We start from the raw sequence: 12903 nt of genomic DNA, 5'->3' as shown, positions 1-12903 counted from the left end.
TCATCCATACACACCTTGCCCGTGACCATGGCCATATCCATTGATGATGCTGCATTAAACAGGGCATCCACAGAATTAGCATGTACCGTGGGATAAACCAACCCGGTGGTGGTGCCGTTTCTAAGCAGTTGTCGGATAAATACATCAGCCATGGTACTGGCGTATTCAGGATCAGAAAACTTGCGTTCTGTGGGGAAGGTGTAGTTTTCTAACCAACTTAAAAGCTGTTCACCGTAACAGGCCAGCATTTCCGTTTGTGGGAAGTGCAGGTGACTATCAATCAGTCCCGGCATGATCCAATGCTCACGATGATCAAACACTGTGGCATGGGCATAGGCGGGTTGGAGCTCGGCATAATCGCCAATGGCCACAATGTGTTTGCCTTCTACCACTAACGCACCGTCATGCAGACACACAACGTCTTTGTCGGGATCATCAGTGGCGTGGGGGAAGTGGAGGATTTTGCCCCGAAAGAGTTGCATTGCTTTACTCACTAACTTCCCCGATAGCTGCTAAAACCGTAGGGAGAGAGCAGCAATGGCACATGATAGTGCCCACCGTTTTCTTCCATGGAAAAGTGGATATCCACGAAGGGATAAAAACTGTCGCCGTGTTTTTCTGTTAAGTAGGCTTCACAATGAAAACGTAATTGATAAACGCCGGGTAAAAACGCTTCCACGCCACATGCGTTACAGCGTCCGTCTTCATCGGTGATCCCATTGTGTAAACTGCCGTCAGGCAATGTGAGACTTAAAGGCAGTTTTTTCGCTGGCTTGCCTAAGGTGGTATCTAATACATGACTGGAAAGTGTAATCATTCTGTTTTCCTTAATCCTCTAGCGCTTTTTCAATACGCAAACAGGTGATCTTAATTTGTTCTGCCGCCGCATTGGCGATTTCTTGCTCTGTGGAGTTATCAATACGGCCTTGTAACGCCGCTAACATGGCATCCGCTGAAAGCCCGGTGGCGCAAATAATAAAAATGAACCCGTGCTTATCCAAATAAGCATGATTAATCTCTTTGAGTGCCTGTAATGTTTTTTCATTGGCATCGGCGGTACCGGACTGCTCGTTCGCGGCAATGGCCCGAGTATTGGCAAATTTACTGCGTAAGGTATCAATATCGCCAATCATAGGATGGGCGGCAAAAGCGGCAAGATAGTCGGCGATTTCCATGGTGTCCCATACGTTTGTGGCGGCGGACAATACGGCGGCCTTGTTCGTATAGGGGCGCAAGCTCGTCATGGCAAGGGCCCATTTTTGGGCCGCGCATGTTTGGGTAAACCAAGCCGTAGCGTCGTCTTTTGCAAGTGCGTTAAGGGTGCTTATTTTCATACGGTGACCTGTTTTTCTACATGTTGCGTGTCGCTGTTATGGCAATGGCCATGGAGGCGCTGAATGATTTGCGCACTAATGGAAACGGCGACTTCAATAGGCAGTTTACCGGGAATGCTTAGCGCCCCCACCGGTGATACAAATTGACTTAATTGTTCCGAGCTAAAACCACGATGTTGTAGTTTGGTCAGAAAGCGTTTGGCTTTGGTGTCAGAACCGATCATGCCCACAAACGAGAAGGTACCTTGTTTTAGCGCGGTTTCCACAATGCGGTAATCCAGTTGATGGTCGTGGGTTAACACGACAATCATGCTGTTATCGGCAAGGTCTTGAAGTTCACCTTCTACCTGCTCATCAATAATGGTGCAGACATGTTCAGGAATGCTAAGCCCTGAAAAAGCGTCTTGTCGGTTATCGATCCATTTAATCTGTAGTGGAAGTTGAGCCAATATGGGTACCAAGGCCTGTGCCACATGGCCCGCCCCAAACACGGCAAGGGTTTGGCAATGGGCGGTTTTAACTTCAAAAAGCAGTTTCACTGCGCCACCGCAACATTGACCTAAACGACTGGCCAGAGGATAAGATTCCACATGTTGATGTTCTCGGCCTTGAGCTAGAAATTCTCGAGCTTTATGAACTGCCTCGAATTCAAGGTGGCCGCCACCAATGGTATCAAACTGACGATCGCCGGTTATTACCATTTTTGCCCCTAATTCCCGAGGCGTAGAACCCGCCGCGGACAATACGGTTACCAATGTATAGGCTTGGCCGTGCTGGTGGCAAAAAGATACGGCATCAAACCAGCGTCTGGGTGTTATCACAAGTCAGACTCCTTGTTGGCACTGTGTTTAGCTTGCTCTACGGCCTGTAAGATCCGCTCTGGGGTTGCCGGCGTCGGTAAATACGGATCGTGACCATAATCGGTAAGGCTGCTAATGGCATCTTTTAGTGCGCACCACACTGAGATAGCCAACATAAACGGTGGCTCGCCTACCGCTTTGGAATGATAAATACTGTCCTGGGCATTAGGTCTGTTATACAAATCTACATTCATGATGGGCGGGGTATCACCAATGGCGGGAATCTTATAGGTTGCCATATTGTTGGAAAGCAGTTTGCCGCTGGCATCCCATTTAAGTTCTTCGGTGGTAAGCCATCCCATGCCTTGAATAAACCCGCCTTCAATTTGGCCTTTGTCGATGGCAGGATTTAAACTCGCGCCCACATCATGAAGAATATCAACCCGAGTCACCCGGTTTTCACCGGTAAGGGTGTCGATCATCACTTCTGTGGCGGCTACGCCATAGGCAAAATAGAAAAAGGGGCGACCTGTCCCCTTGTCTCTATCATAAAAGATTTTCGGCGTACGGTAGTAACCTGTAGAAGATAAAGACACCCGCGCCATATACGCCGCTTGCACTAATTCGGCAAAGCCAATGTGGTGCTCGCCTATATGCAGCGCCTTGTTTTTAAATACCGCATTGTCAGCACTGAGGCCCAGTTCCTTCGCCCAAAAGTCCACTAAACGTTGTTTGATGATAACGCAGGCATTTTGGACGGCTTTACCGTTTAAGTCTGTGCCGGAAGAGGCGGCTGTGGGCGAGGTATTAGGCACCTTGTCGGTGCGCGTAGCGGTGACTTCGATATCGTCCATATCAATGCCAAATTCGTGGGCGGCAATTTGGGCGATTTTGGTATGCAGGCCTTGTCCCATTTCTGTGCCACCATGATTCACCTGAATGGTTCCGTCGGTATAAATATGCACAAGGGCACCGGCTTGGTTCAAATGCTTGGCGGTAAAGGAAATACCAAATTTAACCGGGGTCAATGCCAACCCTTTCTTTATCACCGGGCTGCTGCGGTTAAAAGACGCAATGGCTTGTCGCCGTTGCCAATAGTCACATCGGGTTTCTACTTCAGCAATCATTTCCGGCAGAATGTTATCTTCTACTGTCATGCCATAGGGCGTGGTGAAGCCGGTATTTTCGCTATACAGATTACGTTTACGAACGGTGAGGGGATCTTCACCGAGTTTTCGCGCTATCCCATCCATGATGGCCTCGGCAACAATCATTCCCTGGGGGCCACCAAAACCGCGATAGGCCGTATGGGAAACATACGATGTTTTTAACCGATGACCGACAACATGGCTGTCACCTAGGTAGTAGCCATTATCCACATGAAACATGGCGCGATCCACAATGGCATCGGAAAGATCAGCGCTATATCCGCAATTGCCGTTCACTTCAATTTCTGCGCCCTGAATAAGGCCTTCATCGTTAAAGCCAACCTGCCAGCGGTTTTCAAAGGGGTGGCGTTTTCCCGTTACCGTCATATCTTGCTGGCGGGGTAATCGGAATTTAACGGCGCGCTTATTGCGCTTTGCAAAGACCGCAGCTAAACAGGCCCATTGAGCCGCCTGGCTTTCTTTGCCACCAAAGCCGCCGCCCATTCTACGCATATCCACAATTACCCGATGCAAGTTGATACCGAGCACTTCGGCTACCAGTTTTTGTACTTCGCTGGGATGTTGACTGGAGGTGTATATTTTCATCCGATCTTCTTCATCGGGCACCGCGAGGGAAACCTGACCTTCCAGATACATGTGCTCCTGTCCACCGATATCCAGCGTACCTTGTATAACATGGGACGCCTTGTTTACCGTATCCATGGCATTGGCATTGCCAAAGGTATGGGTGGGGCGTACAAAGGTTTTTTGCTTGAGCGCTTGCTCCACCGACAACGTCGGTTCGGTTTCCGTTACGGTGATCTTGGCTTTAGTTGCGGCTCTGCGCGCCTGATCAACGGTTTCTGCCAGCACCGCAAAGACGGGTTGACCATGAAAGAGCAAGAGGTTGTCCGCTAATATGGGATCACCGTCAAACACCGGGGCAATATCCGTATGGCCGGGAATATCGTCAATGGTGATCACATCCAGTACCCCGTCTGATTTTTTCACCTCGGTCAAATCCATTGAATCAATGGTGCCGGTGGTGTAGGGGCAAGTACCGATGGCGGCATAGGCGATATTGCCTGGCTCTGGAATATCGTCAACATAGCGGGCTTCACCGCACACTTGTCGAATCGCACTTTCGTGGGCGCGGCCTTTACCGAGTGGACTGTTTGTGGTGCTTGTCGGTTGTGTGTCTATCAGTTTACGCATGGGATACCACCCGTGTAGGGATCTGGTTGTCAGTTTGATGTTCAAGCCAGAAACGGTGCCATAAATTGGCTAATACCTGTTTGCGGTAAGCGGCTGTTGCCCGCACATCATCTATAGGACTAAATGCGTCGGCAAGAATACCTTTACCGAGGGTAACGCATGTAGGATCTGACCAGTTTAACCCGAGTAATGCTTGTTCTAATTCTAAGCAGGCCACCGGCGTTGCGGCCACACCGCCAAAACCTGTTTTAAGTTTTTTGATGACATTATTTTCAATCACCAAAGAAAACACGGCACACACGGCAGAAATATCATCTTCGTGCCGTTTAGATATTTTATAGGCGGAAACCTGTTGATTGGCCAGTTTGCAAGGAAGCACCACTTGGCTTATCCATTCATTTTGCGCCAGGGCGGTTTGGCGATAACCGGTAAAAAATTCCCTTGCAGGAAGGGTTCGGCTTTGCTCACCGTTATCCAAAACCAGGTTCGCTTCTAAAGCCAGCATTAGCGGTGGTGTATCACCAATGGGCGATGCATTGGCGATATTGCCGCCTAAGGTCGCTTGATTTCTAATGGGCAGTGACGCAAAGCGGGTGAACAGTTCCTCTAATTCTGGGTAACTGGCGGTAATGGCTGTCGCAACCTCGTTTAACGGTGCCATGGCACCTATTTGTAATGCGTTGTTACTTTTTTCTATCTGCTTTAATTCCGCCATCTGTGACAAGCTGATAAGGGTTTGAAATTGTTTTTGGCCTTGGGTAATTTCCAGCGCTAAATCAGTACTGCCGGCCACCAGTTTTGCCTCTGGGTGAGTATTTATGGCTTGGCCCAGTTCCAGTCGATTCTTAGGCATAAGCAGAGATGTCGCTTTTTGATTTGAAGACTCAGCATTTAATGCGGCTAAGGCTTTTAAGGTTTGTGCCTGCTGCTTATCAAACTGATCCGGCTGACGATGGGCGCAGGCTGACAGTGCGGCATCAATAATGGGCCGGTATCCTGTACATCGGCATAGGTTGCCGGATAGGGCATGAATGGCTTCTTCTCGGTCTATGGTTTTCGATGAGTGGTAAAGGGCAAAGGCAGACATAATAAAGCCCGGCGTACAGAAACCACACTGGGAACCGTGATTGTCCACCATGGCTTGTTGTACAGGATGAAGGGATTGTGCCTCACCGAGATTTTCCACCGTAATAAGCTGTTTGCCATGAAGTGATGACATTAAAGAAATACAGCTGTTTATGGTGCGATAGTCTAGTTGGTCGCCTTCTGGTGTTGGGGTTGCCACCACCACTGTACAGGCTCCACAGTCTCCTGCGCCGCAGCCTTCTTTTGTACCGCATCTACTTTTTTGTTCCCGCAAATACCGCAGGACCGTGAGATTCGGATCGTCTACCTGTAGCTCTACAGGTTCATTGTTTAAGAGAAAGCGGACCATGCCGGGCTCCATCTATGATTAAAATCGTTTAAGCGCGTTACTATATCTGTATTTATCATTAAAAAGTAGACCATTTGGTCAGATTTGTAAGTTAAAAAAAGGCCAGCTAATGCGGCGCGTCTCATTTTGGTGCAAAACGGATACTTATTTGCCTTAAACTGGTGAGCATTCATTGTAATGGATCACGTAAAAGGGGCGTTTTACCCGAATTGTTTATCAATAAACTGTTATCGTAGAATTTTCTGCAAGATTTGTGCGCATTGGCGTGGAAGGCATAAGTGGAGGGAAAAAATAAAACTTTTTTCTGATTTCTACAACTATGGCATTATGACTGAATAGTCAGGTTTGACAATTTACAGAAGGAATCAAACGGCGTCATGACCCAAACATTAAAAGTGGATGCCAGCGTAGGGGCTCGCAATCGAGCTATTATTCTGGCCGCGGCTGAAAAGGCTTTCGCCTCTCAGGGATTTCGAGGCACCTCTGTGCAACAGGTTGCCGACCTAGCAGGGTTACCTAAAACCAACGTTTTGTATTACTTCAAAACCAAGCATGATCTTTATATCGCGGTACTGAGCCAAACTCTCAGTTTATGGAATTCCCGTTTTGATATGGCAACTCAGGAGGATGATCCTGCTGAGACCTTAGCTGCCTACATTGCTGAAAAGATGGAATTATCCCGCACCCATCCCATGTCATCGAAGATTTTCGCCATGGAAATTATTAACGGCGCGCCTAATTTAGATAATTATTTTAATGATGCCCACAATAAGTGGATGGAAGGGCGTGTCGCTATTATCGAAAAGTGGATTGAACAAGGAAAAATGCGCCCCGTTGATCCCCATTATTTGTTGTATAACATTTGGGCGAGTACCCAGCATTATGCCGATTTTTCTACGCAAATAACCCGGTTACGGGGCTGCAAAATGAAAAAAGTGGATTTTTCTGAAGCCACCAAACACCTTGTTACTATTACATTAACCGGCTGCGGACTTGATGTCCCTGATAAATATAAGATAGATAGCCTATGAAGATAAATACCAACAACTACCCTCGTGATCTTATTGGTTATGGCAGTACACCGCCCCATCCTAAGTGGCCCGGCAACGCACGTATAGCATTGCAGTTTGTGATCAATTACGAAGAGGGGGGCGAGAACTGCGTGTTGCATGGCGATGAACACTCAGAAATGTTCCTCTCTGAAATTGTGGGGGCGCAGCCTTATCCTGATCGCCATTTGAGTATGGAATCTATTTATGAATACGGTAGTCGAGCGGGGTTTTGGCGTTTACACCGTTTGTTTACCGAAAAAGGGGTTCCGGTAACTGTCTTTGGCGTCACTATGGCCCTGGCGCGCAACCCTGATGCAGTTAAAGCCATGCTTGATGCAAAGTGGGAAATCGCCAGCCATGCTTTGCGTTGGATCCATTATCAGGATATGGATATAGACACGGAACGGGCTCAGATTGAGCAGGCCATTGCACAACACGAGGCTTTAACCGGTAAAAAGCCGGCAGGTTGGTATACCGGCCGTACCAGTCCAAATACATTGAAGCTGATCGCCGAGCGGGATGATATTTTGTATTGCGCTGATTCTTATGCCGACGATTTACCCTATTACGATACCCAGAATGGAAAGCCGTTATTAATTGTGCCCTATACGTTAGACACCAATGATATGCGTTTTGCCACGCCCCAGGGATTTAATAGTGGAGAACAGTTTTATCAGTATTTAAAAGATGCCTTTGATGTTTTATATGAAGAAGGGGCAACCCAGCCGAAAATGTTGTCCATTGGCTTACATTGCCGCTTAGTTGGTCGTCCTGCCCGCCTCGCCGCCTTAAAACGTTTTGTTGAGTATGTGCAAAGCTTCGATAAAGTTTGGCTGACAACCCGTGAAGATATTGCGCTACATTGGAAGGCTAACTTTCCCTATCAGGGGGAATAAAACCGTTACGTCTCACTTCCAGAATAAAGTGCCCCATTGCCATAAAAGCAATGGGGACGCGGTTATTTTAAATCAAAGATATAACGAAGTAAGAAGACTGCCGCCAAGACATAGGTAAGTTTACCTACCTGTTTGTACCGTCCACTGCCTGCCATTGTCACCACATAGGTAATAAATCCAAGGGCGATCCCTTCACTTATGCTAAACGTAAGGGGCATAGCCAGCAGTGCCACTGAAGCGGTGGCCAGTGCGCCTAGATCGTCAAAGTCCAGTTGGCGAATAGAATCCATCATTAAAATCCCCACCATAATGAGTGCAGGCGTGGTGGCCATTAAGGGGATCACCTTCATCAATGGGGTCAGAAATAGGGCAAGCATAAAGCACAAGGCCGTGACAACGGCGGTAAGCCCAGTACGACCGCCAGCAGATACACCGGCAGCGGATTCCACGTAACTGGTTACCGGTGATGTCCCCAGTGCCGCGCCAACCACACTGGCTGAGGCATCGGCGGTCATGGCACTGCCTATTTTGGGTAATCGCCCGTCTTCATTTAATAGGTTAGCCCGACGGGAAACGCCGATAAGGGTACCGATGGTATCAAACATATTGACAAACATGAGGGCAAAAATCAGATCCCAAGTTTGTGAAAAGTGCTCAATGGGATACCAAATATCCATGGCAAAAAAGGTATCTGAAATCGGATCCGGTAACCCAAAAAATGAACCTGGATGCTGGGTAAGAAAGCCATCTTCAGTGGGGATAAAGGCCCCGATGATCGAAAGAACAATGATTGATAGCAGAATGCCACCGGTAATATTACGCATTACCACCACAATGGTGAGGAGTATGCCGGCAAAGGCAAGCATGACAGCAGGGTTGGATAAATCCCCTAATCCAACAAAGGTTGCAGGATTATCCACAACCAGCCCGGCATTTTTTAACCCGATAAAGGCGATAAATAAGCCGATGCCACATTGTACACCGACTTTTAGCGACGGTGGTACGGCTTCTGCAATCTTAGTTCTAACGCCGGTTAAGGTAAGTAATAAAAACAGAACGCCATTCCAAAATACAATACCGAGGGCGGCATCCCATGGTACTTCCCGTCCCATACAAATGGTAAAGGTGAAGAAGGCGTTTAACCCCATGCCTGGCGCCAAGGCAACCGGGTAATTGGTCATCCATGCCATCAGCAAACTACCTAGGCATGCGGCCAGTGCGGTAACGGTGATGAGGCCAGCCACAGGCATACCACTTAACCCGAGGATCCCTGGGTTCACCACCAAAATGTAAGACATGGCGGCAAAGGTGGTCATTCCGGCTATAATTTCCGTTTTCACCGTGGTTCCGTTCGCTTGTAACTTGAACAAACGATCTAGTAAAGCATATGACATGAGTTCTCTCTGGAAGAATAAAAGTTATTAAAGTCCCTAAAGCAATAACCTGACCATGTAGTCAACAATGGTGTGATTTATGCTTTTAATTCAGCTTGATACAAATTGTAGTGTATTATAGGTATTGATTTAAAAAGAAATTTTCCAATGACGGACTAGGAAAGTGTCTCTAATTACATGAGCTTATGCAATGAATTCATGGCAAATCGAGGATGTGAGGACACAATCTAAAGGGATACTATTTGCGTAAGATGCACTATTTTAGTTAGCTTGTATTACGCTGGTGCAAACCGCATAACGAATAATAAAATATATTGGTGTATCGCCGCTAACCGCATACCACCAATGAAGGAGTAAAATTATGGCGCTGACAACGCTTATAAAAGCGCTACCCAAAGCCGAGTTACACTTACACATTGAGGGTACCTTATCGCCTGCACTCATGTGGGAATTAGCGCAAAAACACGGCATTAAATTACCTTTTAGTTCTGTCTGTGAAATTGAAACGGCGTACCAGTTTTCCGATTTGCAGAGTTTTTTAGATCTCTACTACGCCGGCGCTGATGTGTTGCGTAGCGAAGAAGATTTCTATCAGCTTATGCAGGCTTATTTGCAACGTTGTAAAGAACACAACATCGTGCATACTGAGATCATGTTTGATCCCCAAACCCACACCCATCGCGGTGTCCCTTTTGATGTGTTCATGACGGGCTTTGTGCGCGCAATAGACGAAGCACAAGAGGAGTGGGGCGTTAGCGTTCGTTTAATTATGTCGTTTCTTCGTCACCTTAGCGAAGCCGATGCCATTACCACCTTGCAAGATGCCGAGCCTTGGTATGACATTATCGATGCTGTGGGCTTGGACAGTTCCGAGCTTGGCAATCCGCCGGAGAAATTCGAGCGCGTGTTTAATCAAGCCCGTACCTTAGGCTTTAAGGTCGTTGCTCATGCCGGAGAAGAAGGCCCGCCTGATTATATTTGGCAGGCCATTAATCTGTTAAATATTGATCGCATTGATCACGGTGTACGGTGTGCCGAAGACAAAGAGCTCATGGCGTTAATTAAACATCGGCAAATTCCGCTTACCGTGTGTCCTTTAAGTAATCTTAAACTTAAAGTGATTGAAGATATGGCAACGCACAATATTCTTGAGTTGCTGGAGGACGGCTTGCTGGTAACGGTTAATTCCGATGATCCTACTTACTTTGGTGGTTTTCTAAATGACAACTTTGCGGTGTTGGAAAGCGCGCTGGGAATGAATGAACAACAGTGTCGCCAATTGGTGAAAAATAGCTTTATGGCCAGTTTTTTAGACGACACTGAAAAGCAAGCATGGATCCAAAAAGTGGATGCCATTTAGACACAAGTGAGAAGGTTGTCCGGTATCAAGGTGGTAACCGGACAACCACATTAAGTTATTGTGGTGTCGTGGTTTGGTATTTATCCCAATGGGTGAGAATTTCTTCTATCACCGTGCTGCCCACCAAATAAGCGGCTTCTAAAGAAGGAACCATTCCTGCGTAACCACTCCCAGAGCTTTCGGCTTTTAAGTTTTCAGCTGCGGTAAGTCCTGTAGGTTGCATGGTAAAGTTACTGGCCGTTCTGAGCACCATAAACCGGTCTTTGTCTACTTTTCCCGCACGATCTAAATAAATCATCGATTGATAACTACCGGTATCCTCCATACCAGAGGTAACGAAATTGCCTTTTCCGTGGGTCCAGTAAGAGACCCATTGGTTTGCCCAGTCATTGAGTAAACGACCGTGCCAGAATGTGGAAGCGGCCAGGTGATCTCCCATCATAACTTTAGGCGTTGTTTGGGCATTAGGATATTGGGTATATTTGGCCCGTAATGCGGCCATGGCGTCAGTATCCATGAGCTTAAGGGATTTGGTGTGTTCATAGGCCCATTCGCTAAGGGCAATATTCAAGGTATACATTTCGCCATTTAACGCCTTAGGGGCTTCATCCGTTTTTTGCGTTTGGGGTTCGTGGGCGAAAAGCGGAAAATAACCGGTAGGCCAGGACGCAGGCACTTCACGACCGTCAATTTCATGAGCGAGATCGCCGTCTACCAGATAGCGGGCCCATACCGCTGAGCCTACGGTGCCGTCGTTGGGATCCATACCAGCTATACCGGCAACTAACCAGTAGGCTTGGGTTAAATCGAAACGGGGATCTAAACCCAGTGCCATAATCGCAGAGGAAGATTTTGCGGTGCCCATACCGGTAACAATGGCCAACACGCCTTTGTCTGTATTGGCATAGATATCATGGAAAGATTGAGGAAATGGGTAGCGGGTGTCCAGGCCATAGCGTTCTTTCCACATTTGAAATTCGCCTGCTTTGTCACCTTCATCTTCACCAATTTCAAACATGGTGACGATTACCGCTTTTACTTTCATGGGGGCTTCGCGGGCCATGGCATTTACGTTACACAAGACCAGAAAAAATGGCGCAAATAGCCACACACTTCTTTTCAATTTTATTCTCCTTAAACAAAAAAACGGCATGCTAATGCATGCCGCAGGTTACCGTTACATTTTAGAATTTATAATCAAATTTCACGTTGAAATGGCGAGGTAGTTCGGGCAAAACAATCTGGCTTCCGAATAAATCAGAAAAGTTTGCTCTAAAGTAGCGCTCGTCAGTAAGGTTTTTCACGGTCATATTTACGCTCCAGTCTTCACCCTGATAGGAAAGTCCGGCGTTAACTAACGTATAAGCTGGCAAGGTCACTGAACCTGAGAAGCTGGAAAATGTGGAATCGACATCAATGACACTGATACTCGAGGCATAACCATTTTGGAAGTCGTAAGTAGCGGTGAAGGTGTAGATATTCTCCGGCACACCGGCTTTTTTCCCTTCTGGGTTAGAGGTGCCTGGACCGACTAAATTTAAACCAATGACGTTACCACCAAGTACCAGTGATTTGTCTTCCAAATTGACCATGTCTTCAAGACCGAAGAAGCCAAATTGAGAGCCATTATTGAGGGCGGTGAGGTTAATGGTTTTGTTATACGAATAGCCAGCAGTCAGTACCAGACTCTCGTTGACAACCCAGCGTAATTCAAACTCAGTACCGGTATTGTCGGTGACACCATTGGTGACGGTATTTTGTGCACTGTAGGTGGTTCTGTCGGATTCGTAATGGGATAATGCAAAATAGAGGCTTTCATCAAGGAAGGAACCTTTAACACCATATTCGAACAAGTTGGAGTCATCGAAAGCCGTTGCATCGTCTGCATTTAATGAACTGACCGGAATTTCCGCCCCCTGGCCTGCGATAATGGTAGCCTGGCGAGAGCGGGTGACATAGGGAATAAGCCCCCATGGCGTTTTATAAGAAAAACTGGCGTTCCATGACCAACCGCCAACGCGCTCGCTATCGCTAATTGGCTCTTCGGTACCATCGGCACCCAATAGTAGATCTGCACGGGAGGTACTTTCGATATCAATGGTATCGTAACGGGCGCCAAGGACAACATTGATGCCGTTTTCCCAGGTTAGATCGGTCATGGCAGCCAAGCCCAGATCTAAATAGTTACCTTCGTCATAATTATCGTAGTTGTAGCCGATTTGGGTGGCGAGTTCACGCTTATCCAGAGCCGATGATGGCATGGTCAGGT

Annotated in this window: 11 protein-coding genes and 1 pseudogene; 3 read left to right on the top strand and 9 right to left on the bottom strand. The window is 47.3% G+C overall.

The window, feature by feature from the left end:
* The 6 genes from V5298_RS08155 to xdhA all read right to left on the bottom strand — a co-directional run.
* Positions 1-494 (bottom strand): amidohydrolase family protein (locus tag V5298_RS08155; RefSeq protein ID WP_332930962.1); only part of this gene is annotated, 494 nt, incomplete at its 3' end.
* Complete coding sequence (gene uraH, locus V5298_RS08150) at positions 494-817, bottom strand: hydroxyisourate hydrolase (RefSeq protein WP_332930961.1); 324 nt, start codon at positions 815-817, stop codon at positions 494-496. The genes uraH and V5298_RS08155, both read right to left, overlap by 1 nt.
* Before the next feature lie 10 nt (positions 818-827).
* Positions 828-1334 carry a 2-oxo-4-hydroxy-4-carboxy-5-ureidoimidazoline decarboxylase gene (gene uraD / locus V5298_RS08145; protein ID WP_332930960.1) on the bottom strand — a complete coding sequence of 169 codons (507 nt, stop codon included), beginning with the start codon at positions 1332-1334 and terminating at the stop codon, positions 828-830.
* Positions 1331-2155, bottom strand: a complete 825-nt coding sequence (xdhC, locus tag V5298_RS08140; RefSeq protein WP_332930959.1) for a xanthine dehydrogenase accessory protein XdhC — start codon at positions 2153-2155, stop codon at positions 1331-1333. The genes uraD and xdhC overlap by 4 nt, the downstream gene beginning before the upstream one ends.
* On the bottom strand, positions 2152-4497 hold the full coding sequence (xdhB, locus tag V5298_RS08135) for a xanthine dehydrogenase molybdopterin binding subunit (RefSeq protein ID WP_332930958.1): 2346 nt from the start codon (positions 4495-4497) through the stop codon (positions 2152-2154). The genes xdhC and xdhB overlap by 4 nt, the downstream gene beginning before the upstream one ends.
* On the bottom strand, positions 4490-5932 hold the full coding sequence (gene xdhA / locus V5298_RS08130; RefSeq protein ID WP_332930957.1) for a xanthine dehydrogenase small subunit: 1443 nt from the start codon (positions 5930-5932) through the stop codon (positions 4490-4492). Before xdhA ends, xdhB begins: the two co-directional genes overlap by 8 nt.
* A gap of 377 nt (positions 5933-6309) precedes the next feature.
* On the opposite strand from xdhA, the gene V5298_RS08125 reads away from it, so the two are divergent.
* Entirely contained in the window at positions 6310-6963 is a 654-nt protein-coding gene (locus V5298_RS08125; RefSeq protein ID WP_332930956.1) for a TetR family transcriptional regulator C-terminal domain-containing protein, read from the top strand.
* A complete protein-coding gene (gene puuE / locus V5298_RS08120) occupies positions 6960-7880 on the top strand; it encodes an allantoinase PuuE (RefSeq protein ID WP_332930955.1) in 921 nt (306 codons plus the stop codon). The genes V5298_RS08125 and puuE overlap by 4 nt, the downstream gene beginning before the upstream one ends.
* 62 nt (positions 7881-7942) lie before the next feature.
* Here the strand turns inward: puuE and V5298_RS08115 are convergent, their stop codons facing one another.
* Positions 7943-9274, bottom strand: coding sequence for an NCS2 family permease (locus tag V5298_RS08115; RefSeq protein ID WP_332930954.1), 1332 nt, complete (start codon positions 9272-9274; stop codon positions 7943-7945).
* Positions 9275-9635: 361 nt separating this feature from the next.
* Here V5298_RS08115 and V5298_RS08110 point away from each other — a divergent pair, with 361 nt between their 5' ends.
* A complete protein-coding gene (locus V5298_RS08110; RefSeq protein ID WP_332930953.1) occupies positions 9636-10634 on the top strand; it encodes an adenosine deaminase in 999 nt (332 codons plus the stop codon).
* A 55-nt stretch (positions 10635-10689) separates the two neighbouring features.
* Here V5298_RS08110 and V5298_RS08105 read toward each other — a convergent pair whose 3' ends face one another.
* Complete coding sequence (locus tag V5298_RS08105; RefSeq protein ID WP_332930952.1) at positions 10690-11757, bottom strand: purine nucleoside permease; 1068 nt, start codon at positions 11755-11757, stop codon at positions 10690-10692.
* A gap of 61 nt (positions 11758-11818) precedes the next feature.
* Positions 11819-12903: pseudogene (locus V5298_RS08100) on the bottom strand (TonB-dependent receptor); the annotation flags it as partial.

The sequence above is a fragment of the Alteromonas sp. 14N.309.X.WAT.G.H12 genome (assembly GCF_036697315.1).
GTDB lineage: Bacteria > Pseudomonadota > Gammaproteobacteria > Enterobacterales > Alteromonadaceae > Alteromonas.
This window is presented reverse-complemented; position numbering and strand designations above follow the sequence as displayed.